Origin of the sequence: Arthrobacter sp. ATA002 (genome assembly GCF_026898095.1) — a bacterium.
Lineage (GTDB): Bacteria > Actinomycetota > Actinomycetes > Actinomycetales > Micrococcaceae > Arthrobacter_B.
Genome location: NZ_CP114015.1, coordinates 1937712 through 1962264, shown reverse-complemented (window position 1 = coordinate 1962264; position 24553 = coordinate 1937712). Strand labels below are relative to the sequence as shown.

At 66.4% G+C, this 24553-nt stretch carries 14 protein-coding genes and 7 pseudogenes; 9 read left to right on the top strand and 12 right to left on the bottom strand.

Going from position 1 to position 24553, the window contains the following annotated elements; translation table 11 throughout:
• Positions 1–34 precede the first annotated feature (34 nt).
• Genes sufD through OL239_RS09615 form a run of 3 tightly spaced genes read right to left on the bottom strand, consistent with a single transcriptional unit; the run spans position 35 to position 3623 of the window.
• Complete coding sequence (gene sufD / locus OL239_RS09625; protein WP_268908769.1) at positions 35–1366, bottom strand: Fe-S cluster assembly protein SufD; 1332 nt, start codon at positions 1364–1366, stop codon at positions 35–37.
• The gene (gene sufB / locus OL239_RS09620; protein WP_268908768.1) at positions 1366–2841 is read right to left on the bottom strand and encodes a Fe-S cluster assembly protein SufB; all 1476 of its coding nucleotides are present in this window, start codon (positions 2839–2841) and stop codon (positions 1366–1368) included. Before sufB ends, sufD begins: the two co-directional genes overlap by 1 nt.
• Positions 2841–3623, bottom strand: a complete 783-nt coding sequence (locus tag OL239_RS09615; protein WP_268908767.1) for a helix-turn-helix transcriptional regulator — start codon at positions 3621–3623, stop codon at positions 2841–2843. The genes sufB and OL239_RS09615 overlap by 1 nt, the downstream gene beginning before the upstream one ends.
• A 144-nt stretch (positions 3624–3767) precedes the next feature.
• Here OL239_RS09615 and OL239_RS09610 point away from each other — a divergent pair, with 144 nt between their 5' ends.
• Genes OL239_RS09610 through OL239_RS09600 form a run of 3 tightly spaced genes read left to right on the top strand, consistent with a single transcriptional unit; the run spans position 3768 to position 6515 of the window.
• On the top strand, positions 3768–4721 hold the full coding sequence (locus tag OL239_RS09610) for an ABC transporter ATP-binding protein (protein ID WP_442864127.1): 954 nt from the start codon (positions 3768–3770) through the stop codon (positions 4719–4721).
• Complete coding sequence (locus OL239_RS09605) at positions 4693–5460, top strand: ABC transporter permease (RefSeq protein ID WP_268908765.1); 768 nt, start codon at positions 4693–4695, stop codon at positions 5458–5460. The genes OL239_RS09610 and OL239_RS09605 overlap by 29 nt, the downstream gene beginning before the upstream one ends.
• A 5-nt stretch (positions 5461–5465) precedes the next feature.
• Entirely contained in the window at positions 5466–6515 is a 1050-nt protein-coding gene (locus OL239_RS09600; protein ID WP_268908764.1) for a COX15/CtaA family protein, read from the top strand.
• A gap of 715 nt (positions 6516–7230) precedes the next feature.
• Here the strand turns inward: OL239_RS09600 and OL239_RS09595 are convergent.
• Positions 7231–8126, bottom strand: a pseudogene (locus OL239_RS09595) (heme o synthase).
• A 482-nt stretch (positions 8127–8608) separates the two neighbouring features.
• Between OL239_RS09595 and tkt the strand changes: the two are divergent.
• From tkt to pgl, 6 genes and pseudogenes are all read left to right on the top strand, one after another.
• Positions 8609–10798 (top strand): transketolase, encoded by a 2190-nt coding sequence (gene tkt, locus OL239_RS09590; RefSeq protein WP_268911617.1) that lies wholly within the window; start codon positions 8609–8611, stop codon positions 10796–10798.
• A gap of 23 nt (positions 10799–10821) precedes the next feature.
• A pseudogene (tal, locus tag OL239_RS09585) lies at positions 10822–11936 on the top strand (transaldolase).
• A gap of 6 nt (positions 11937–11942) precedes the next feature.
• On the top strand, positions 11943–13571 hold the full coding sequence (locus OL239_RS09580) for a glucose-6-phosphate isomerase (RefSeq protein WP_268911616.1): 1629 nt from the start codon (positions 11943–11945) through the stop codon (positions 13569–13571).
• Positions 13572–15114, top strand: a pseudogene (zwf, locus tag OL239_RS09575) (glucose-6-phosphate dehydrogenase).
• Positions 15111–16046 carry a glucose-6-phosphate dehydrogenase assembly protein OpcA gene (locus tag OL239_RS09570; RefSeq protein ID WP_268911615.1) on the top strand — a complete coding sequence of 312 codons (936 nt, stop codon included), beginning with the start codon at positions 15111–15113 and terminating at the stop codon, positions 16044–16046. Before zwf ends, OL239_RS09570 begins: the two are co-directional and overlap by 4 nt.
• Positions 16043–16867 (top strand): 6-phosphogluconolactonase, encoded by an 825-nt coding sequence (pgl, locus tag OL239_RS09565; protein ID WP_268911614.1) that lies wholly within the window; start codon positions 16043–16045, stop codon positions 16865–16867. Before OL239_RS09570 ends, pgl begins: the two co-directional genes overlap by 4 nt.
• A 150-nt stretch (positions 16868–17017) precedes the next feature.
• Here the strand turns inward: pgl and secG are convergent.
• From secG to rapZ, 8 genes and pseudogenes are all read right to left on the bottom strand, one after another.
• Positions 17018–17260 (bottom strand): annotated as a pseudogene (secG, locus tag OL239_RS09560) (preprotein translocase subunit SecG); the annotation flags it as partial.
• A gap of 62 nt (positions 17261–17322) precedes the next feature.
• Positions 17323–18136, bottom strand: a pseudogene (gene tpiA, locus OL239_RS09555) (triose-phosphate isomerase).
• Positions 18137–18247: 111 nt separating this feature from the next.
• Positions 18248–19473: pseudogene (locus OL239_RS09550) on the bottom strand (phosphoglycerate kinase).
• Positions 19474–19535: 62 nt separating this feature from the next.
• Positions 19536–20540 carry a type I glyceraldehyde-3-phosphate dehydrogenase gene (gene gap, locus OL239_RS09545; RefSeq protein WP_268911613.1) on the bottom strand — a complete coding sequence of 335 codons (1005 nt, stop codon included), beginning with the start codon at positions 20538–20540 and terminating at the stop codon, positions 19536–19538.
• Positions 20541–20783: 243 nt separating this feature from the next.
• Positions 20784–21409, bottom strand: a pseudogene (locus OL239_RS09540) (superoxide dismutase).
• A 117-nt stretch (positions 21410–21526) separates the two neighbouring features.
• Positions 21527–22507, bottom strand: coding sequence for a DNA-binding protein WhiA (gene whiA / locus OL239_RS09535; RefSeq protein WP_268911612.1), 981 nt, complete (start codon positions 22505–22507; stop codon positions 21527–21529).
• Between the two features lie 10 nt (positions 22508–22517).
• Positions 22518–23546: a gluconeogenesis factor YvcK family protein gene (locus OL239_RS09530; RefSeq protein WP_268911611.1), complete on the bottom strand. Its 1029-nt coding sequence runs from the start codon at positions 23544–23546 to the stop codon at positions 22518–22520.
• Positions 23547–24446: an RNase adapter RapZ gene (gene rapZ, locus OL239_RS09525; RefSeq protein WP_268911610.1), complete on the bottom strand. Its 900-nt coding sequence runs from the start codon at positions 24444–24446 to the stop codon at positions 23547–23549.
• Positions 24447–24553 lie beyond the last annotated feature (107 nt).

Here is a 24553-nt window from a genome sequence, read left to right as displayed (position 1 = left end):
CCCCGGGAGCCGCGCGGCTCCCGGGAAACCCCGGCTAGCTCTCGACTTGTGCGAGCTCGCGCTCGACGGCTTCGGTGAGCCGCTCTTCCAGTGCCGGGACCTTGATCTGCTGGATGATCTCGTTGAGGAACCCGCGGACCACCAGGCGGCGGGCGACATCCTCGGGGATGCCGCGGGCCATCAGGTAGAACAGGTGCTCGTCGTCGAACCGGCCGGTGGCGCTGGCGTGGCCGGCACCCTCGATCAGTCCGGTTTCGATTTCCAGGTTGGGCACGGAGTCGGCGCGGCCGCCGTCGGTCAGCAGCAGGTTGCGGTTGACCTCGTATGTGTCGGTGCCTTCTGCTTCCTTGCGGATCAGGACGTCGCCCACCCAGACGGTGTGGGCGTCGCGGCCCTGCAGGGCACCCTTGTACATGACGCGGGACTTGCAGTTCGGAACCGCGTGGTCCACGAACAGCCGCTGCTCCAGGTGCTGGCCGGCATCGGCGTAGTACAGGCCGAACATTTCCACGTCGCCGCCCACCGCGGTGAAGCGGGAGGACGGGGTAACACGCACCAGGTCGCCGCCGAGGCTTACGACCACATGCTTGAACTTCGCGTCGCGGCCGATCTTCGCGTACTGCGCCGAGGCGTGCACGGCGTCGTCGTCCCAGTCCTGGACCGAAACCACGGTGAGTTCCGCGCCGTCGCCGACGACGATCTCCACGTTCTGGGACAGCGTTGCCGAGCCCTTGTGGTCCAGGACCACCACTGCCTTGGAGAACTTCTCCGCGGTAATGACGATGTGCTGGGCCGCCGGGTCCTTGCCGGCACCGGTCATGGTCAGGGTGACGCTGCCGTCCACAACGGTTTCGGCCGGAATGGTGACGGCGGTGGCTTCGGTGAAGGCTTCCCAGGCGGCGGCTGCAACCAGGTCCTCCGGGATGCCGGCGGAGCCAATCCGGGCATCGGTGCGGGCCGCGTTCTCCACGAGCACGCCGTCGGGAGCCACAACGGCCACCTCGGGTGCGGTGCCGGTGAGTTCAGCCGTGTGCAGGCCGCGAAGGCGCTTCAGCGGGGTGAACCGCCAGTCTTCTTCACGTCCGGTCAGTTTGCCGAAGTCGCCGCGGCGGTATGAGGTCAGTCGTCCGGCGCGTGAGCTGTCCGGAATGCCTGCACCTGCCCCGTGGCTGTGGGACTTGCTGCTGTCGCCGCCGAGCACCGCGGAGGACTCATTCAGCGGCGAGAGGTTCTCGCCCTCTTCGGTGAATCCGTCAATCCGGATCCGGCTGTCCCCTGAGGGCGCGCCGATCCTGGCCTTGACTTCCCCTACTGCGTTGCTGACCTTCTCGGTCACGGTTTCGACGACGTCGTTGAGCTTCGACATTAACCGACGGCTCCTTCCATCTGGAGTTCGATGAGGCGGTTGAGTTCAAGGGCGTATTCCATCGGCAGCTCACGCGCGATCGGCTCAATGAAGCCGCGCACGATCATTGCCATTGCCTCGTCCTCGGGAAGGCCGCGGGACATGAGGTAGAACAGCTGCTCCTCGCTGACGCGGGAAACGGTGGCTTCGTGGCCCATGGTGACGTCATCTTCGCGGATGTCCACGTACGGGTACGTGTCCGAGCGGGAGATGGTGTCCACCAGCAGGGCGTCGCAGCGCACGGTGTTGGCCGAGTGCTTGGCGCCTTCACGGACCTGGACCAGGCCGCGGTAGGCAGCACGGCCGCCGCCGCGGGCCACGGACTTGGAGATAATGGAGCTCTTGGTGTTCGGGGCAATGTGGACCATCTTGGATCCGGTGTCCTGGTGCTGGCCTTCGCCGGCGAACGCGATGGACAGGGTTTCACCCTTGGCGTGCTCGCCCACCAGGTAGACGGCCGGGTACTTCATGGTGACCTTGGACCCGATGTTGCCGTCGATCCACTCCATGGTGGCGCCCTCGTGTGCAATGGCCCGCTTGGTGACCAGGTTGTACACGTTGTTGGACCAGTTCTGGATGGTCGTGTAGCGGACGCGGGCGCCCTTCTTCACGATGATTTCGACGACGGCGGAGTGCAGCGAGTCCGAGGTGTAGATCGGTGCGGTGCAGCCTTCGATGTAGTGGACGTAGGAATCCTCGTCCGCGATGATCAGCGTGCGCTCGAACTGGCCCATGTTTTCCGTGTTGATGCGGAAGTAGGCCTGCAGCGGGATCTCCACGTGGACGCCCTTGGGGACATACACGAAGGAGCCGCCGGACCACACTGCGGTGTTCAGTGACCCGAACTTGTTGTCACCCACCGGAATGACGGTGCCGAAGTATTCCTGGAAAATTTCCGGGTGTTCCTTCAGCGCGGTGTCGGTGTCCAGGAAGATGACGCCCTGGCGTTCCAGGTCCTCGCGGAGCTGGTGGTAAACAACCTCGGACTCGTACTGTGCGGCGACGCCGGAAACCAGGCGGCCGCGCTCAGCCTCGGGGATGCCGAGCTTCTCGTACGTGTTGCGGATGTCCTCGGGCAGGTCCTCCCAGGTGTTGGCCTGCTTCTCCGTGGAGCGCACAAAGTACTTGATGTTGTCGAAGTCGATGCCGGAGAGGTCTGCACCCCAGGTAGGCATCGGCTTGCGGTCGAAGTACTTCAGGCCCTTCAGGCGAAGGTCCAGCATCCACTGGGGTTCGTTCTTCTTCGCCGAGATGTCCCGGACGACTTCCTCGCTGAGTCCGCGGCGCGCATTGGAGCCGGCGACGTCGGAGTCTGCCCATCCGTACTCGTAGGTTCCAATGCCCTCAAGTTCGGGGTTTTTTTCCAGGATGTCTGAAATCACAGACTCCGGCACCGATGAGGGCGCCGTTGACTTCTGCGTTACTTGATCCGTCATCACGGCCTTTCTTGCTGATGAATGGATGTGGACTGGTTGGCTGCGGCATGCACGGGGACGTGTGCCGCTGACCCGGTTCGACCCACGGGGATGTGGGTCGTACATACGTGCCCCCCGCGGGAAAGCGTGGACAACCGACGAACATCGACGTCCAGCAGGCGGGCGAAAACTTCGGTTTCCTTGTCGCAGAAGACCGTATAGGCACTGGCGAGGCCCTGAATCGGACAATGCCCCTGGCACAGCTGCACACTCAGCAGCGTGCTGGGCTTTTTGGCTGTGCCGATCATGGTGGTGGATCCTACGAATCCGTCCTTCGTCAGTTCCGCCGCCAGCGCCTGCGCCTTGTCGGAGACCTCCGGTCCGGCTGCTTCAACCACCGGACGGTAGCGTTCCTCCATCCGCGCAAAGCGGTCCGCGGCGAACTTCTCGATGGCCTCCGGCCCGGCCGCCACGCCGAGCTGGCGCAGCGCCTCGGTGGCGATGTCCAGGTAGTCGTTCCCCAGGTACGCCTGACCCTGCGCGCTCAGCACATAGCGGCGCGCCGGGCGTCCGGCACCCGAGGACGGACTGCTGACGCGCTTAATTTCGATCAGCCCCTGGCCGGACAGCGCATCGAGGTGCCGGCGGACGGCCGCGGGGGTAAAGCCCAGCCGTTCACCGAGTTCCGCCGCGCTGACCGGACCATGCTCCAGCACCGCGCCCAGGACACGGTCCCGGGTGCGTTCCTCCGCTTCGCGGGCTGCTGCCGGCTTGGCCACTGCCTCCGGCTCAGAGTTGCTCATAGAATACACAACACAAGCATGACCTAATCTGTTCCCGCATGCCACTAAGGACAGGCTTCCCACCGACAGTTCGCGCTCCCTGCGGTATTTCGGCTCCGGCCGGCGGGGTGCATCCATCTGTACTACCTAACGTAGAATATGACGGTGCCTAACGATGAACCCTGCCTGACCATAAAGGGCCTGATTAAGGACTGCGGTCCGGTAACCGGTCTCGACGGCAAAATGATCCGCGTCCTGGCGGGCGTGGACTTCACCGCGCACCGCGGCTCGGTGACCGCCCTGCTCGGCGCCAACGGTGCCGGCAAGACCACGACACTGGAATGCGCGCAGGGACTGCAGCCCATCAACGGCGGCGAAGTGCGGCTGCTGGGGCAGGATCCCTACGGGGCCGGCGCCGACCTGCGCAGCCGGGTGGGAGTGATGCTCCAGGACGGCGGCCTTCCCCCGTCCGCCCGCCCGGTCCCCCTGCTGCATCACATCGCCACCATGTACGCGCATCCCCGCCCTGTTGAGGAACTGGTGGCCCGGCTGGGCATCGGCAGCTTCGCGAACTCCAACATCCGCAGACTCTCCGGCGGGCAGAAGCAGCGGCTGGCCATGGCGGCCGCGCTGATCGGGCGCCCGGAGGTGCTGTTCCTGGACGAGCCGAGCGCCGGGCTGGATCCGCAGTCCCGGCAGATCGTCTTTGACCTGATCGCGGAACTGCGCAACGAAGGCCTGGGCATCATCCTGACCACCCATCTCATGGACGACGCACAGAAACTCGCGGATTACGTCTACATCATCGACGCCGGCAAGACGGTGGCGCAGGGCACGGTCGCGGAACTGACCAGGCAGACCGGTGAGCTTGCCGACCAGCGGCTGCTGACCTTCGACGCCGTCCCGGGACTCGAGCTGGCCGCCGTCGGGCTTCCCCACCTGGCCACCGCCGAGCCCGTGTCCGGCCATTACACCCTGCGCGGCGCCATCACCCCCGCCGACCTTGCCGAGCTGGCCGCCTGGTGGGCCCGGATGGACCTGCTGCCCACGGCGGTCCACATGGCCTCGCGGTCCCTGGAGGACGTCTTCCTTGACCTGTCCGGAAGGGAAATCCGATGAGCGCACCCGCCTCCTGCCCGTCCGCATCCTGAATCAGGGCCGCTACGAGGCGGTCACCATGCTGCGCAACGGCGAACAGCTGATCCTCGCCGTGTTCCTGCCGCTGATGGCGCTGGTCGCCCTGTGCGTGACACCCATCCTGGACGGCTACGGCACCTCCCGGGTGAACATGGCGACCCCGGGCATCCTTGCCCTGTGCGCCATGTCCACCGCCTTCACCGGCCAGGGCATCGCAACCGGCTTCGACCGCCGCTACGGCGTCCTGCGCTTCCTGTCCACCACCCCGCTGGGCAAGGCCGGGCTGATCGCAGGAAAGGGAATCGCCGTCGTCGCCGTCCTCGCCATCCAGGTGGCCGTGGTGAGCATTGTTGCCGCGTTCTTCGGCTGGCAGCCGGCCTGGACCGGCATTCCGGTGGCCCTGGTCTCGCTGCTGCTCGGGGCGGCCGCCTTCACTGCCCTGGGCCTTCTCGTGGCAGGGACCGCCCGTCCGGAAGCGACACTGGCCGTGACCAACCTGCTGTGGATACTGTTGGCAGCGGTGGGCGGCATCATCATCCCGGCCGGCAATCTGCCCGACATCATGCAACCTTTTGTGGAGATCCTGCCCTCTGCCGCACTGGGAGAAGCCATGCGCTCGGCACTGATTGATGCAGCTTTCAATATCCCCGCCATGCTGATTCTGCTGGCGTGGACAGTCCTGGGCGGCCTCGCTGCCGTCCGATGGTTCAAATGGAGTTAGATTCAGTGTCCCCAACATCCGCCGGCAAGCCGGCACCTTCCTCCCCCGCTCCCGCGTCCCCGGCCGCTCAGGCCGCACCTGCCGCACCGGCCGCACGAAAGACTGTGCGCGGGCTGGCGATAGCGTCGCTGGCCGCCAATATCGGCATCGTCGTCACCGGAGGTGCCGTCCGGCTGACGGCGTCCGGCCTCGGCTGCCCCGAGTGGCCCATGTGCACTCCTGATTCGCTGACCACAACGCCGGAAATGGGCGTCCACGGGATCATCGAATTCGGTAACCGGCTGCTCACCTTCGTGCTGGCCGCGATTGCCTTCGGCATGGTCTTCAGCGTGTGGAAGGCCCGCGCAGAGCGGCGCGACCTGTTCAGCCTCTCGGTGGTCCTGCTGGCCGGCATACCCGCGCAGGCGCTGCTGGGCGGGATCACCGTCTGGACCGGCCTGAACCCCTGGATTGTGGGCGGCCATTTCATCCTGTCCATGATCCTCATTGTGCTGGCGACGGTGCTGGTCAACCGGGCCTGGCTGACCCCCGGCCAGCTGGCGGGCACCAACGGCCCGCTGGCCTCCCGCACGCTGCGCCCGCTGCTGGGTGCGCTCGGCGTCCTTTCCGCCCTGTCCGTGGTGCTCGGCGTCATCGTGACCGGCTCCGGTCCGCACGCAGGCGATCACGGTGCCGCCCGTAACGGCCTTGACCCGGATCTGATGACGCGCGTCCACGTGGTCCCCGTCTACCTGCTGGTCTTCGCCCTGGCCGTGGCGCTCTACCTGGTGTACCGACACGCAACGGACGGCCGCCTGCGCTCATCGCTGCTGCTGCTGACCGCCATTGTCCTGGCGCAGGGAGCCATTGGCTACGTACAGCACTTCCTGCACCTGCCGATCGTCCTGGTGGGACTGCACATGCTTGGCGCTTCGCTGCTGACCGCTGCAGCCGCCCACGTGGTGTTCACCGGTTTCTCCCGCCGGGTACCCGGTGCCGATCCGGCCGCCGGTCCCGCTGCCGCCGGCCGGGTAAGGCCGAAGGCTGCCGCGTCCGGGACGGCTGCACGCCGCTAGTCCTTCGTTCTGCATAACGCGGGCCGGATCCTTTCGGGGGTCCGGCCCATTTTGTGTCCGTCTGTCGCGGGTGGGCGGGGCCGTCGGGCGGTGGGGCGGCGTGACAGCGAGGCCAGCGAGGCCGCGAGACCGGCGCGGCAGCGAGACCGGCGATTCTTGGATCGAGCCTGGCATCGAGTGTAGACGTCATGCCCGACCCCCCCATCGAGAGTCGGGATCATGCCGGAATGACCGCGGCGGAAGGGCATCATCCCGACACTCGGCGCGGCGGAAGGGCATCATCCCGACACTCGGCGCGGCGGAAGGGCATCATCCCGACACTCGGCGCGGCGGAAGGGCATCATCCCGACACTCGGCGCAGCGGAACGTCATCATCCCGACAGCCGACGGACGTAGTGGGTCCTGATCCGCCGCGGGCCATAAGGACGCCGCCCGGCGGGAACGTTGCCCACGGAAATCGATTGTAGAGGTCACGCCTGAATCCCCCTTCGAGAGTCGGGGTCATGCCGGAATGACCGCCGCGGAAGGGCATCATCCCGACACTCGGCGGGGAGGGAACCGGAGATACGCGGACGCCGGACGCGGAGAAGGGCCAGAGATTTCTCCGGCCCTTCTCCGCAGTCAGCAGCTCAGCACCTGAACACCTCAGCACTCAGGAACTCAGTACCTTAACAGGTCAGCACCTCAACACTCAGCACCTCAACCAGAACTGTAGTTACAGCAGCGGCCCGCCCACGAACGGGTCGATGGCCAGCGCCAGGAACAGGATGGTGAGGTAGCTGATGGAACCGTGGAAGACCTTCATGGCGGTCTTGTCGGTGACGTTTTCGTGCTGCGCCCGGCTGTGCAGGCGGTGGGTTTCGGAAAGGAACCAGGCGCCGCTCAGGACGGCGGCGCCAGTGTAGACCCAGCCGGCCCCGCCCACAGGAACCAGCAGGAGGAGCAGGCCACTGTCGCGTAGGCGTACAGAACAACCTGGACCGAAACCAGCTTGGCACCGGCAACCGCTCCCAGCATCGGCACCGAAGCATTGCGGTAGTCTTCGCCGTACTTCATGGACAACGGCCAGTAGTGCGGCGGCGTCCACAGGAAGATGATCAGGAACAGGATGATCGCCGGCCATTCCACCTTGTTGGTGACGGCTGCCCATGCGATGAGCACCGGCATGCACCCGGCAATGCCGCCCCACACGATGTTCTGGGTGGTGCGGCGCTTGAGGATCAGGGTGTAGAAGACTACGTACAGCAGGATCGCGCCGAGGCCGAGAACACCGGTGAGCGGGTTGGCCCCGAACCACAGCAGCGCAATTGACACGATGCCCAGGGCCCAGGCAAACACCAGGGCTTCCCGCGGAGACACCTCACCGGTCACCAGCGGCCGGCTCTTGGTCCGCTTCATCAGTTTGTCCATGTCGCGGTCGATGTAGCAGTTGAACGCCCCGGCGCTGCCTGCTGCGAGGGCGCCGCCCACCATGGTGACGACAATGAGCCACAGGCCCGGAAGTCCGCGCTCGGCGAAGATCATGGTTGGCAGGGTTGTCACCAGCAACAGTTCGATGACGCGCGGCTTGGTGAGAGCCACATAAGCCCGGAGCTTACGGCCTGCCGTCATCTTGCCGGTATACACCGGAAGTTCGGCGGGGGCTTGCTGGGTTGTCACGGGGCGATCACATCATCCAATCTGGGCCGAAAAGTCCACAATCATCATAGCCTCTATCGGCTGTAGAAAACGAAGCCCTGAATTGCGGTGCCTGCCGGGCCTCCCGTATGACGCATGCCGGCGCCCTCATGACGCACATATGACGCGCTCCTGACGCCGTCGCGGCACGGCAGTCCCGTCAGGAAACGATACGCCCATTGGCCCCGCCCACGGGATAAGGTTGGAGCGGACCTTTCCCGCGGCGGGTAAATTGCCGCTGGGCAGCCCCAGGCAGGACCGAAAACATCCCGTACTCCGGTATGGATTCTCCCGCTCCGGCTGTTGGAGTGATTAAGGAACCGGATGCACTGGAAGGAACCAGTGTGTTCAGGACGCTCCGGCGTTTGACGCGCCGGTCATCTGTAGTAGAGAGGGGCCCGGTAAACGTGCCACATATGGAAGAGCAAGAACTGATCTGGACAGACCTGGACCGGAAAGCCGTGGACACTGCCCGCGTGCTGGCCGCCGACGCCGTCGAGAAGGTCGGCAACGGCCACCCGGGAACAGCCATGAGCCTGGCACCGGCGGCATACCTGCTGTTCCAGAAGCTGATGCGGCACGACCCGTCGGATCCCCAGTGGACCGGCCGCGACCGTTTCATCCTCTCCCCCGGGCACACGTCGCTGACCCTGTATATCCAGCTCTTCCTGTCGGGCTACGGCCTGGAGGTCGGAGACCTCGAGGCACTGCGCACCTGGGGCTCCAAGACCCCCGGCCACCCCGAGTACCGCCACACCGCCGGCGTCGAAATCACCACCGGCCCCCTTGGCCAGGGCCTGGCCTCCTCCGTGGGCTTCGCGTTCGCCCAGCGCCGGCTCCGCGGCCTGCTCGACGCCGACGCCCCGCAGGGTGAGAGCCCGTTCGACCACACCACCTGGGTCATCGCGTCCGACGGCGACATGCAGGAGGGCGTAACCGCCGAAGCCTCCTCGCTGGCCGGCCACCAGGAGCTCGGCAACCTCGTCGTCATTTACGACGAGAACCATATCTCCATCGAAGACGACACCGACATCTCCTTCACCGAAGACGTGCTGAAGCGCTACGAAGCGTACGGCTGGCACACCCAGCGGGTGGACTGGACCAAGACCGGTGAGTATGTCGAAGACGTGGCCGAACTCTACAACGCGCTGCTCGCCGCCAAGGCGGAAACGACCAAGCCGTCCATCATCTCGCTGCGGACCATCATCGGCTGGCCGTCGCCGAACAAGCAGAACACCGGCAAGATCCACGGCTCGGCCCTGGGCAAGGACGAAGTTGCCGCGCTGAAGGAAGCCCTGGGCTTTGACCCGGAGAAGTCCTTCGACGTCGACCCCGCCGTTCTCGAGCATGCCCGCCAGGTTGTGTCGCGCGGCTCCGGGGCACACCGCGAATGGAACGAACGCTTTGAGGCCTGGAAGGCTTCGAACCCCGACGGCGCCGCCCTCCTGGAGCGCATCAGCACCGGCACGCTGCCTGCGGGTTGGGAAAAGAGCCTGCCCGAGTTCGACGCTGGCAAGGACATGTCCACCCGCGCCGCGTCCGGCAAGGTCCTCTCCGCCATCGGCCCGGTACTTCCCGAGCTGTGGGGCGGCTCCGCCGACCTGGCCGAGTCCAACAACACGACCATTGAGGGCTCCCCGTCCTTCATTCCGGCCGGCAAGCAGACCAACGCCTGGTCCGGCAACCCGTACGGCCGGGTGCTGCACTTCGGCATCCGCGAACACGCTGCCGCGGCGATCGTCAACGGCATCACCATGCACAGCGGCACCCGTGCGTTCTCCGGCACGTTCCTGATCTTCAGCGACTACCAGCGTCCCGCCGTGCGCCTCGGCGCCCTGATGGGCGTTCCGTCCATCTATGTCTGGACGCACGACTCCATCGGCCTCGGCGAGGACGGACCCACCCACCAGCCGGTGGAACAGCTCGCGTCGCTGCGCGCCATCCCGGGGCTCGACGTCGTCCGCCCCGGTGACGCAAACGAAGTGTCCGTCGCCTGGAAGACGATCCTGGAAAACACGGAGAACCCCGCGGGCATCGTGCTGACCCGCCAGAACATTCCCACCTATGAGCGCGGTGACGGTGCCGCCACGGCCGGGGCCTTCGCGTCGGCCGACAGCGTTGCCCGCGGCGGGTACGTCCTGGCTGAAGCCGTCCGCGACGGTGCCGTGGTGACCCCCGACGTCATCCTCATCGGCACCGGCTCGGAAGTGCAGCTGGCCGTTGAGGCCCGCGAAGCCCTCGCCGCCGAGGGAATTGCCGCCCGCGTCGTCTCGATGCCCAGCGTCGAGTGGTTCAACAAGCAGGATCCGCAGTACCGCGAAGCCGTCCTCCCCAAGGGCATCCTGGCCCGCGTATCGGTGGAGGCCGGAATCGCCCAGGGCTGGCGCGAGATGGTCGGCGACGCCGGCCGCAGCATTTCCCTGGAGCACTTCGGCGCCTCCGCCGATTACAAGACCCTGTACCGCGAGTTCGGCATCACCGCCGAAGCCGTTGCCGAAGCAGCCCGGGATTCCCTGGCCGCGGTCAACGGATCCGACGCCCCGCCGTCCGGCACCACTGCCGCTCCGTCGGGTGAAGACTCCACCGAAACCGGCGACCAGAAGTAATTCCAGCAATAAGGAGACAACTCATGACTTCCACCCCTACGGCTGAGCTTTCCGAAGCCGGCGTATCCATTTGGCTGGACGACCTGTCCCGCGAACGCATCGTCTCGGGTTCCCTCAAGGACCTCATTGACACCAAGAACGTCGTTGGCGTCACCACCAACCCGAGCATCTTCGCCGCCGCTTTGGCCAACGGCGAGTCCTACGCCGCGCAGGTGCAGCAGCTTGCCCGCTCAGGCGCGGACGTGGACAAAGCCGTTTTCGAGATCACCACCGACGACGTCCTCCAGGCCTGCGACGTCTTCGCCCCAGTGGCCGAGGCCACGCACGGCGTGGACGGCCGCGTGTCCATCGAGGTCGACCCCCGCCTGTCCCGCGACACCGAGGGCACCATCAAGGAAGCCCGCGAGCTGTTCGACAAGGTTGGCCGCTACAACGTGCTGATCAAGATCCCGGCCACCAGGGAAGGCCTGCCGGCCATCACCGCGACCCTGGCCGCGGGCATCAGCGTCAACGTCACGCTGATCTTCTCGCTGGAGCGCTACCGCGAGGTCATCAACGCGTACATGGCGGGCATCGAACAGGCTAAGGAAAACGGCCACGACCTGTCCAAGATCCACTCCGTGGCCTCGTTCTTCGTCTCCCGCGTCGACGCTGAAATCGATAAGCGCCTGGACGGCATCGGCACCGGCGAAGCGCAGGCACTCAAGGGCAAGGCCGGTCTGGCCAACGCCCGCCTGGCCTACCAGGTGTTCGAGGAACAGTTCGCCACCGAGCGCTGGTCCGTCCTCGCCGCGGCCGGGGCAAACGCGCAGCGTCCCTCTGGGCCTCCACCGGCGTCAAGGACCCGGCGCTGCCGGACACCCTGTACGTCACCGGCCTCGTTGCACCGCACACGGTCAACACCATGCCGGAGAAGACCCTGAACGCCACGGCGGACCACGGCGAAGTCACCGGCGATACCGTCACCGGCACGTACGCGGAGTCCGGCGCCGTCCTGGATGCGTTGGACGGGCTCGGCATTTCCTACAACGATGTCGTCGAGCAGCTCGAAACCGAAGGCCTGGACAAGTTCGTGGTCAGCTGGGGAGAGCTCCTGGAGACTGTTCAGACCGCACTGGATACCGCGAAAGAGGCCTAGGAAAAAATGACCACACTGTCCTTCGAAGCAGCCGGAGCGGCGCTGGCCGCCGTCGAAAACAACGTACCTGCACTGGTTCGTGACGAGGTCGCCGCCCGTCTCCTGGCGCAGGACCCCACCCTGTGGGGTCCCGACGCGGAAGCCGAGGCATCCATCCGGCTCGGATGGCTGAACCCGGCGGAAGCCTCCCGGCCGCTCGTCGGACAGATCCGCGGGCTTCGGGAAGAACTGGCCGCCGAGGGTGTGACCCGTGTGGTCCTCGCCGGCATGGGCGGTTCTTCCCTCGCCCCGGAGGTCATCACCCGCACTGCCGGAGTTGATCTCACTGTGCTTGACTCCACCGACCCGGATGCCGTCCGGGCCGCCCTGGAAGCCGGGCTGGAGAATACCCTCATTGTGGTCTCCTCCAAGTCCGGTTCCACGGTGGAAACCGACTCCCAGCGCCGCACCTTTGAACAGGCCTTCACCGACGCCGGGATCGACGCCAAGTCCCGCATCGTGGTGGTCACCGACCCCGGCTCGCCGCTGGACGGTGCTGCACGCGAGGCGGGATACCGTGCGGTCTTCAACGCCGATCCCAACGTCGGCGGCCGTTATTCCGCGCTGACTGCCTTCGGCCTGGTCCCGTCCGGCCTTGCCGGCGCCGACATTGAGGCGCTCCTGGACGACGCGGAAGACGCGCTCGAAATTCTTAGTGACAACGACGGCGGCAACATCGGACTGCAGCTCGGTGCAGCCCTCGGCGGCACCGATCCGCTGCGCAACAAAGTGGTCATCGTCGATGAGGGGTCAGGACTGGCCGGATTCCCAGACTGGGCCGAGCAGCTCATTGCCGAGTCCACCGGCAAGCTCGGCACCGGCCTGCTGCCGGTCGTCGTGGAGCCCGGCGCCCCGGAAATCACGTCCGGTGCCGCCGATGTCCTGACCGTCCGCCTGACGGCCGTTGACTCCGACGCCGCCCCGGAGGGCGACCAGGCGGTCGTGGCAGGCACCCTTGGCGGCTCCATGATGCTCTGGGAGGTGGCCACGGCCGTCGCCGGCCGACTGCTGGGCATCAACCCCTTCGACCAGCCCGACGTCGAAGCCGCCAAGAAGGCGGCCCGCGGCCTGCTGGACGACCGTCCGGCCCCCACCGGCCCGGCCTTCACCGACGGCGCCGTGGAGGTCCGCGGACCGGCCGGCCTGCTGGGCGGTGCCGGCACCCTCGCCGGGGCCCTCAAGGCGCTGACAGCGCAGCTGGGCGCCGACGGCTACCTGAGCATCCAGGCCTACCTGGACCGCTTTGGCCAGGCTGAGCTCGCCGGCATCCGGCCCGTACTTGCTGCGGCCACCGGCCGCCCGGTGACCTCTGGCTGGGGGCCGAGGTTCCTGCACTCCACCGGGCAGTTCCACAAGGGCGGCCAGCCCCAGGGCGTCTACCTGCAGATCACCGGAACACCGCGGGAAGACCTTTCGATTCCGGACCGGCCGTTCACCTTCGGGGAACTGATCAGCGCCCAGGCCGCAGGAGACGCCGCCGTCCTTACCGGCCAGGGCCGCCCGGTGCTGCGCCTGCACCTGACCGACCGTGAACAGGGCGTCCGCGAACTCGAAGACGCCGTCCGTCAGCTGAGCGCCGAAGGCGGCATCAGCTAAATGGCGGCGGAGGAAAAACAGGGATCCGGCAACCCGCTGCGGGATCCCCGAGACCGGCGGCTCAGCCGGATCGCGGGCCCGTCATCGCTGGTAATCTTCGGTGTCACCGGAGACCTGGCCCGGAAGAAACTCATCCCGGCCGTGTACGACCTGGCCAACCGCGGTCTGCTGCCGCCCAGTTTCTCGCTGGTCGGCTTCGGCCGGCGGCCGTGGAGCAATGAGGATTTCGCCGCCCAGGTTCTGGAATCCGTCCGGGCGCATGCCCGCACCGACTTTGACGAGAATGTGTGGAAGCAGCTCGCCCAGGGCATCCGTTTTGTCGAGGGCGGCTTCGACAGCGACGAGGCCTTCGCCAACCTGAAGGCCACGCTCGAGGCCCTCGACTCCGAGCGCGGGACCCGCGGCAACCATGCCTTCTACCTGTCAGTGCCGCCAAAGTCCTTCGAGCAGGTTTGCCAGCAGCTGTCCCGCCACGGCCTCGCCGAGACCTCCGAAGGCAAATGGCGACGGGTTGTCATCGAAAAGCCCTTCGGCCACGATCTGCAGTCCGCCCGGGAGCTCAACAACGTGGTGGAGTCGGTGTTCCCCGCGGATTCGGTATTCCGCATTGACCACTACCTGGGCAAGGAAACGGTTCAGAACATCCTGGCCCTGCGCTTCGCCAACCAGATGTTCGAACCAATCTGGAACGCGAACTTCGTGGACCACGTACAGATCACCATGGCCGAAGACATCGGCATCGGCGGCCGCGCCGGCTACTACGACGGCGTGGGTGCAGCCCGCGACGTCATCCAGAACCACCTGCTGCAGCTGCTGGCGCTGACCGCCATGGAGGAGCCCATCTCCTTTGACGCCGACCACCTGCGCGCGGAGAAGGAAAAGTCCTCGCGGCCGTCCGGCTTCCGGAGGACCTGTCCAAGCACTCGGCACGCGGCCAGTACACCGGAGGCTGGCAGGGCGGGGAAAAGTCACCGGATTCCTGGAGGAAGAGGGTTTCAACCCCGACTCGACCACGGAAACCTTCGCCGCCGTCCGCCTGGACATCAACACGCGCCGCTGGGCCGGGGTCCCCTTCTACCTGCGGGCCGGGAAGCGGCTCGGCCGGCGTGTCACTGAAATTGCGGTGGTGTTCAAACGTGCCCCGAACCTGCTTTTCCGGGACCACAATGACCACGACTTTGGCCAGAATGCCATCGTGATCCGGGTCCAGCCGGATGAAGGCGCCACCATCCGCTTCGGGTCCAAGGTACCGGGCACGCAAATGGAAGTCCGTGACGTGTCGATGGACTTCGGCTACGGCCATTCGTTCACGGAGTCCAGCCCGGAAGCCTACGAACGTCTCATCCTGGATGTGCTGCTGGGTGAGCCGCCGCTGTTTCCCCGGCACCAGGAAGTGGAACTTTCCTGGAAGATCGTTGATCCGTTCGAAGAGTACTGGGCGTCCCTGGGCACCCAGCCGGAGCCGTACGCCCCTGGCAGCTGGGGTCCGGACTCCGCTGATGAACTGCTGGCCCAAGACGGAAGGACCTGGAGAAGGCCGTGATCGTAGAACTGCCGGACACAACAACGTCCAAGGTATCCAAGGAAATTGTCGCCATGCGCGAGAGGGGCGGCGTGGTGACCCTGGGCCGTGTGCTGACCCTGGTGGTCGACACCCAGCCCGACTTCGTCGAGGAGGCCATCGCCGCCGCCAACGAAGCCAGCCGGGAACACCCCTGCCGGATCATCGTGCTGGCCGAGGGATCGCTCGAGGCCGGCACACGGCTCGACGCCGAAATCCGGGTCGGCGGTGATGCGGGAGCCTCCGAGGTGATCGTCCTGTCCGGCTGCGGAGAGCTCGCCGGTGAGAGCGTTTCACTGGTCTCCGCCCTGCTGCTGCCGGACGCCCCCATTGTTGTCTGGTGGCCCCACGGCGTTCCGGACAACCCCTCCTCGACTCCCCTGGGCGGTATCGCGCACCGCAGGATAACCGACGCCGCAACCGCCCCGGACCCCAAAAAGGCGCTGCTCGCCCTGGCCGATGACTACGCCGACGGCGACACCGACCTGAGCTGGACACGGCTCACCAACTGGAGGATTCAGTTGGCAGCGGTGCTGGACGGGGCGGGGCCGGATCCCGTGCAGTCCGTGAGCGTGGCCGGAGCCTCCGACTCGGCGAGCACCTTCCTGCTCGCAGCATGGCTGCAGCACGCCCTGCAGGTACCCGTGGAGATCATCGAGGGAGAGCCCGGAACGGGCATCCGCCGGGTGGTTTTCGAGCGGGCTGCCGGTAACGTGGAACTGTCGCGTCCTGACCAGGTCACTGCCCACCTCACCCAGCCCGGACAGCCGGAGCAGCAAATCCCGCTGCCGCGCCGCAATTTGCGCGACTGCCTGGCCGAGGAACTCCGCCGGCTGGATCCGGATGAAGTGTACGGCGAAGTACTAACGCAGGGGTTGGCAGCCTGCCTGTCCCGGGAAGGGGCCACCGCATGAGTTATTCACCCAATGGAGTAAGCATCCATCCCAGTGTTGAGGCCCTGACCACGGCGACCGCGGCCCGGCTGATCACCAAACTCGTGGACGTACAGAGCCGCCGGGGGGTGGCCACTGTGGTCCTGACCGGAGGAACCGTCGGAATTGCCGTGCTTGACGCCGTGGCCACCGCTCCGGCACGCGTCGCCGTTGACTGGTCAAAGGTGAACTTCTGGTGGGGCGATGAACGGTTCCTGGCTGCGGATTCTCCGGACCGCAACGCGGTGCAGGCCCGGCAGGCCCTGCTGTCCCGGCTGCCGGTCGATCCCGCCCGGGTGCACCCCGTCCCCTCCTCCGAGGAGGTTGCCTCCGTGGACGAGGCGGCCGCCGGCTATGCCCGCGCCCTGGCTGACGCAGCCGCCGAAGAGCGGCTGCCGCAGGGTTTCGAGGCCCCTGATTCCCGGCTCCCGCGCTTTGACCTGCTGCTGCTGGGAGTCGGCCCGGACGCCCACATCGCGTCCCTCTTCCCCGAGATGGCCGGTGTTCGAACCACCGGGGAAACCGTGGTTTCGGTCAGCAACGCGCCGAAGCCGCCTCCGGAACGGGTCTCCCTGACCCTGGAAGCGATTAACACCGCCGAGGAAGTATGGCTGACCGTGGCCGGTGAAGACAAAGCAGGTGCCGTCGGCCTGGCGCTGGCCGGCGCCGGACCGGTCCAGGTTCCCGCTGCAGGTGCCCGCGGGCGGATCAAGACACGCTGGCTCGTTGACCAGGCGGCAGCATCCCAGCTCTCAGAGCGTCTCCTGGACCCCGAGGGGTCCGGGCCCGGCGGGGACGAGTAGCCGCGCCCCCGCCCCGGGCAACGGAAGCCCCGGTGATCCGCAGGGATCACCGGGGCTTTGACGTGGATGGCCCGCTGCAGCCGCCTCACCGGGCTGCAGCAGGCCCTCAGGCTTCTGCGCCGCGGGGCGCTTGCTGCCGAACCAGGCTTCGCCGGAAAAACGCTGGATCAGGCCCAGGGCAATGATCACGGCACCCCAGGAGAGTCCGAGCATCACGGTGAAACGGTTCAGGTTCTTTTCCGCAACCCCGGAGGACCCCATGCTGCTGGTCATGCCGCCGCCGAACATGTCCGACATGCCGCCCCCGCGCCCCTTGTGGAGCAGGATGAGCAGCGTCAGCAGCAGGCTGGTGATGGCGAGAAGAACCAGCAGGATAATCTTCAGAATTTCCACTTACGGCCTTTCGGGGTGACTCATGGATTGGAGACGTGCGCTGCGGTGCAGGTCAGCTGCAATCAGTCGGTCACCAGGTGTTGTTCGAACCTGACAATATTAGCAAACTCGGCCACATCCAAACTGGCACCGCCCACCAGCACGCCGTCGACGTCGCGCTGCTTCAGAATGCTCGCCGCATTCGCTGCCTTCACCGATCCTCCGTAGAGCAGCCGCGTCTTGGCGGCAACGGCGCCGTCGTACAGATCCGCGATTTCGCTGCGGATGGCTGCGCACATTTCCTGGGCATCGCCGGGGCCGGCAACCTCACCGGTGCCGATGGCCCAGATGGGCTCGTACGCGATGACGAGGGCCGATACCTGCTCGGCGTCGAGCCCCTCGAGGTCCCTGCGCACCTGCTCCAGGGTGTGGTCCACATGCCGGCCGGCCTGGCGCACCACCAGGCCCTCCCCCACGCACAGCACCGGCACAAGGTTGTTGCGGTAGGCAGCCTTCAGCTTTTTGTTCAGCATTTCATCGGTTTCACCGTGGACGGTGCGCCGCTCGCTGTGGCCCACCAGGACGTACTTGCAGCCAAGCTTGGACAGGAAGGCACCGGAAATGTCGCCGGTGTAGGCGCCGAGTCCTCCGGTGAGAGGTCCTGCGCGCCGTATTCGAGGTCAAGCTTGTCGCCCCGCACCAGGGTCTGCACGCTGCGCAGGTCGGTGAAGGAGGGAAGACCGCTGCCTCCACCCGGTTGTAGTCGTGCTGGGCGTCCTTCAACGTCCACGCCAGCTTTTGCAGCAGGGTGATGCCCTGGACGTGGTCCATGTTCATCTTCCAGTTGCCCGCGATCAGGGGTGTCCGGTCAAACTTGCCGTTGGTCGAGGTGGTCATCATCGCTCCGGTTTCTTTGTGGCTATAGGGATGGTTGGTGTGTCCGGGCGGGAAGAGCGGACATGGAAGTGCGGGCCCGCCGCCGTTCGGCAGCAGGCCCGCATCCCGGTGTTACTGGTCCAGGACGGTCAGCCCCGGAAGTTTCTTGCCTTCGAGGTATTCCAGGAAGCGCCGCCGCCGGTGGAAATATGGCCGAAGTCGCTGTCGCTGAAACCAAGCTTCCGGACGGCAGCGGCGGAGTCGCCGCCGCCAACCACGGAGAAGCCGGCGGAGTCCTTCAGCGCCTGAGCGACCGTGCGGGTGCCGTTGGCGAACGCGTCAAATTCGAACACGCCCATGGGCCCGTTCCAGAAGATCGTTTTGCCGGATCCGATTTTCTCCGCGAAGGCGGCTGCGGAATCAGGGCCGATGTCCAGCCCGATGCCCGACACGCCGAAGCGGCTGTTCTCCATGGAATCCGCAGGAACCACATCAACGTCGGCATCGGCGGCGAACGCGTCGGCAACCACGATGTCGGTCGGCAGCACGAACTCGCAGCCCATCTCCTTCGCACGGCTGAGGTAGCCCTTGACGTTCTCGATCTGGTCGGATTCCAGCAGCGAAGCCCCCACCTTGCATCCCTGCGCGGCGAGGAAGGTGTACACCATGCCGCCGCCCACCAGGAGGTAGTCGGCGCGGTCCATGAGGTTTTCGATCACGGCCAGCTTGTCGCTGACTTTCGAGCCGCCGAGGACCACCACATAGGGCTGCTCGGGATTCTCGGTCAGCCGCTTGAGCACCTTCACCTCGGTGTGCACCAGATCGCCCTGGTAGGCCGGCAGGATCTCGGCGATGTCGTACACGCTGGCGTGCCGGCGGTGCACCGCACCGAACGCGTCGTCCACGTAGGCCCCGCTGTTTCCGGTCAGGCCGGCCAGTTCACGCGCCAGCGCCAGGCGTTCGGCGTCGTCCTTGGACGTTTCCCGCGGATCGAACCGAATGTTCTGCAGCACCAGGACGGAACCGGCGGCCAGCGAGGATGCCAGCTCATGCGCGCTTTCACCCACCACGTCTTCGGCGAACTCGACCGCGAACGGCGCGAGCTCGTCCAGCCGGTCCGCTGCCGGGCGCAGGGAGTACTTTTCGTCCGGCGTTCCCTTCGGCCGGCCCAGGTGCGCCATGACGATCACCTTGGCCCCGTGCTCCACCAGTTTCCCGATCGTCGGGATGGACGCGCGGATACGCCCGTCATCGGCCACCCGGCCGTTGTCCAGCGGCACGTTCAAATCCGAGCGGACCAGCACATACCGGCCGTCGACGCCGTCGCTGATCAGTTCCTCGAGTGTCTTGACTGTCATGTCTACCTTTACGTCCCTTGCGGGCATTGGGGGCTTTGGGGGAGGTGGTGCGGTGCCGGCCGCTACAGGCTGGAGCCCACCAGCTTGGTCAGGTCCACCAGGCGGCAGGAGTAGCCCCACTCGTTGTCATACCAGCCGACGACCTTGACCTCGTTGCCCATCACCCGGGTCAGGCCCGAGTCGAAGATGCACGAAGCCGGATCCGTCACGATGTCCGAGGACACGATCGGTTCGTCCGTGTAGCGCAGGATGCCGTTCAGTGCTCCGCCGGAGGCTGCCTTGTACGCGTCGTTGATTTCCTCGACGCTGGCGTCCCGGCTGAGGGTCACCGTGAGGTCGGTGACGGAGCCGGTGGGCACGGGCACCCGCAGGGCAAATCCGTCCAGCTTGCCGTCCAGTTCCGGCAGGACCATGCCGATGGCCTTGGCTGCGCCGGTGGACGTGGGCACGATGTTCAGGGCTGCGGCACGCGCGCGGCGCAGGTCGCGGTGCGGGCCGTCCTGCAGGTTCTGGTCCGCGGTGTAGGCATGAACGGTGGTCATGAGGCCCCGTTCAATGCCGAATGCTTCGTGGATGACCTTGGCCAGCGGGCCCAGGCAGTTGGTGGTGCAGGAGGCGTTGGACACGATGTGGTCGGTCTCGCCGTTGTAGTCGCCGTCGTTGACACCCATGACAATGGTGCGGTCAGCGCCCTTGCCCGGAGCGGAAATGAGGACTTTTTTCGCGCCGGCGTCGAGGTGCTTCCGGGCGTCGTCGGCTTTGGTGAAGAACCCGGTGGACTCGATGACGACATCTACGCCAAGGTCCTTCCAGGGGAGGCTGGCGGGGTCGCGCTCCGCGAGGACCTTGATGGTCTTGCCGCCGACGATGAGGTCGCCGTCCCGCACTTCCACGTCTGCACCGATCCGGCCGGTCACGGAATCGTACTTCAGGAGGTGGGCAAGGGTTTCGGGGCTGGTGAGGTCGTTGACGGCCACAATGTCGAGGTCGGCGTTCTGCTCCAGTGCTGCGCGGAAGTAGTTTCGTCCAATGCGTCCGAAGCCGTTGATTCCAACACGAGTAGTCACTTTTCTGTCTCCTTGATTGCGGGTGTACCGAAAACGTGACCTTGGGGGGTGTGCTCAGGCCACTGGTCTGACAGGGATTGGTGGTGCCGGGACTGGTCCCGGCCCGGCCGGCAAACAACGTTGGCCGGCCGGGCCGGAAGCCCCGGCAGGCCTTGCGGCCCGGCGGGGACCCTCGCACTCATCTTACGCGCTGGACCTGTCCGGGGTACCGGCACGGCGCCGATTTTGACCCCGTGAACCCGATTAGGCCGGGAGCACCAGCGTGTGGGCGCCGGTGCGGGCAGCCTCGAAGCGGGTGGCCACATCGGCCCAGTTGACGATGTTCCAGAAGGCCTTGACGTAGTCAGCCTTCACGTTGACGTAGTCCAGGTAGAAGGCGTGCTCCCACATGTCCAGCATCAGCAGCGGAATGGTGCCAACGGGGACGTTGCCCTGCTGGTCGTACAGCTGCTCGATAACAAGGTTCTTTCCCAGCGGCTCGTAGGCCAGGAGTGCCCAGCCGGAGCCCTGCAGCGACGTGGCCGCGGCGGTGAACTGGCCGCGGAACGCATCGAAGGAACCGAAGAAGTCGTCGATGGCTGCAGCAAGCTCGCCAACCGGCTTGTCGCCGCCTTCGGGGAAAGGTTGTTCCAGAAAATGCTGTGGTTGACGTGGCCGCCAACGTGGAACGCCAGATCCTTGGACAGCTTCGGAATGGTGGCGAAGTCGCCCTTTTCCCGGGCTTCGGCCATCTGCGCCAGCGCCGTGTTGGCACCGGCAACATACGTTGCGTGGTGCTTGTCGTGGTGCAGCTCCATGATGCGGGCCGAGATGTTCGGCTCGAGTGCCGCGTAGTCGTACGGCAGTTCCGGCAGTGTGTACTCGTTCACAAAATCCTCCTGTAAGAGTCGGAAACTAGGGCGGATCGGTTATCCGGACGGCATTCCGCCCGGAAACACAAGTGCCGCCAAAACGGCAGCATGCTTAGTCCATCCTATGCTTCCACGCTACTCGTCAAGCATCTCAGGAGTCACATTGGCCTCAGTGCCGGGGATCCCCAGCTCGGCCGCGCGCTTGTCCGCCATGGCCAGGAGGCGGCGGATGCGGCCGGCAATGGCGTCCTTGGTCATGGGCGGTTCCGCGAGGTGTCCGAGCTCGTCAAGACTGGCCTGTTTGTGGGCCACGCGCAGCTCGCCGGCGTACCGCAGGTGCTCCGGCACGTCGTCGCCCAGAATGTCCAGGGCCCGGTCCACCCGGGCACCGGCGGCAACCGCGGCCTGGGCCGACCGGCGAAGATTGGCGTCGTCGAAGTTGGCAAGCCGGTTGGCCGTGGCCCGCACCTCCTTGCGCATGCGCCGTTCTTCCCAGACCATCAGGGCATCGTGGGCGCCCATGCGCGTGAGGAGCGCGGCAATGGTGTCGCCGTCACGAATAACAACGCGGTCGATGCCCCGCACTTCGCGGGCCTTGGCGGCGATGCCGATCCGGCGGGCTGCGCCCACCAGCGCGAGGGCTGCTTCCGGGCCGGGGCAGGTCACTTCCAGCGAAGAGGACCGGCCGGGCTCCGTCAGTGACCCGTGGGCCAGGAAAGCGCCGCGCCACACGGCCTCGGCGTCGGCGGCTGAACCGTTCACCACCACGGACGGCAGGCCGCGCACGGGACGCCCCCGTGCATCCAGCAGCCCCGTTTGGCGGGCCAGTGACTCGCCGTCCTTAACGACCCGCACCACGTACCGGTTGCCCCGCCGCAGGCCTCCCCCGGATACCACGATGATGTCCGAGGCGTGGCCGTACACTTCGGCGATGGCGGCGCGGAGCCGGCGCGCCGTGGATGCCAGATCCACTTCAGCTTCGATCACGATGCGGCCGGAAATAATGTGCAGTCCTCCGGCAAATCGCAGCAATGCCGATACTTCCGCTTTGCGGACGGAGGACTTTTTCACATCAAGCCGTGAAAGTTCCTCTTTTACTGCTGCGGTCAACGCCACAAATACACTCCTAGTTCTCCCCAAACATATCGTGGTAGGCAGTGGCCAGGCGCAGCGGATCATGGATCGGCCGCCCTGACGCTGCCCCCACCTTACCGAAGACGGCCCGCCCGCCCATCGCGGCCACGGCATCGCTGAAGGCGCCGGGGTCTTCAATGACGGCCGGATCCGCAAGCACGGCGTCGACCCGCAGTCCGGGTGCGTACCGCCTGACCTCGGCCAAATGGTCAAGCGCGGACATTCCCGCAGTTTCCTTGGTTTCATTGCTCAGGTTCATGGTCAGGCACCGCTTGGCCTTCGTCCGGGAAAGGGCGGACCGCAGTTCCGGCAGCATCAGGTGCGGCAGCACGGAGGTATACCAGGAGCCGGGGCCCAAAATAACCCAGTCAGCCCGTTCAATGGCGGTGAGCGCTTCCGGGCAGGCCGGGGCATCCGCGGGCGTCAGCCGGACTTCGGCGACCTTTCCCCGCGCTCCGGCTGTGGCCAGCCGTGCCTGCCCGGTCACCAGTTCCAGATGCTCGCCCGCTTCGGACCGCCGCAGCACGTCGCCTTCAATGGTCAGCGGCCGGGTGGACATGGGAAGGACCTGGCCGCGGGCGCCGAGCAGCGCCCCCGCCCACTGCAGGCCGGCCACGGGATCGCCCAGCAGCTCCCACAGGGTCACGATCAGCAGGTTGCCCAGGGCATGGTTGTCCAGCGATCCGCGGACGCCGGGACGGGATTGGAAGCGGTGCTGCATGACGTCGCGCCAGGTCCGGCCCCAGTCGGTGTCGTCACACAGGGCGGCCAGCGCCATGCGCAGGTCGCCGGGCGGAAGCACGTCCAGTTCGTGGCGCAGCCGGCCGGAGGAACCGCCGTCGTCGGCCACCGTGACCACGGCGGTCAGGTCTGTGGTCAGCAGGCGGAGGGCGGACAGCGACGCGGACAGGCCGTGCCCGCCGCCCAGCGCCACCACCGCCGGCGAGCCGTCGCTGCCTCCGGCCTCGCGGGCCGTTCCGGTCTGCGGAATCAGAGGGAGCGGGCCGGTCAAAAACGTCATCTATTCGCGCCCAAGGTCACGGTGGTGCGCGCTGACCGTCACATGCGGCAGCTGCGCCAGGCGCTTGGACAGTTCCTCGGTCACGGCCACGGAGCGGTGCTTGCCGCCGGTGCAGCCGACGGCGATGGTGGCGTAGTGCTTGTTTTCGCGCCGGTAGCCGTCAATCACCGGCTCCAGGGCGTCGACATACCGGTCCAGGAAGTCGCGGGTCCCGTGCGCGTCGAGGACGTAGTCCTTCACGTCCTCATCCAGTCCGGTGTGCGGGCGCAGCTGCGGCACCCAGTGCGGGTTGGGAATGAAGCGGACGTCGGCCACGTAGTTCGCGTCCACGGGCAGCCCGTACTTGAACCCGAAGCTCATCACGTTGAGCCGAAGCACGATCGGACCGGATTCGGTGAAAAGTTCCGTGATCGTGGTTGCCAGCGCATGCACGTTCAGTTTGGACGTATCCACGACGACGTCGGAGGACGCGCGCAGTTCCTTCAGCACGTCCCGCTCAGCGGCGATGCCGTCCAGGATGCTGCCGTCCTCCTGCAACGGGTGGGGACGCCGACCCTGCTCAAAGCGGCGCACCAGGGTTTCATCCTCGGCGTCCAGGAACAGCAGCCGGTAGGAAACGCCGGCCGACCGGAGTCCGCTCAGTGCCTCCCTGATGTCCTGGAAGAGCTCCTTGCTGCGGACGTCGATGACCACCGCCAGCCGGGGGATGGAATGCGGCATCCGGGACACCAGCTCGGTCAGGGTGCCCAGCATCATGGGCGGCAGGTTCTCCACCACGTACCAGCCGTGGTCTTCGAGGGCATTGGCGGCCGTGCTGCGTCCGGCGCCGGACATGCCGGTGACCACCAGCAGCTCCGACTCGGCGGGCTTGACCGGGGTCAGCGCGTCCTGTTCCTTCATGTCCGTCGTCCCATCCTTAGGGTCTTGTCCGGCGCCGGGCACTGCGGCCCGCGCCGGTGTGTTCTGCCGTGAATTACTGCGCAGCGGTGCCGGGCATGCTGCGCAGG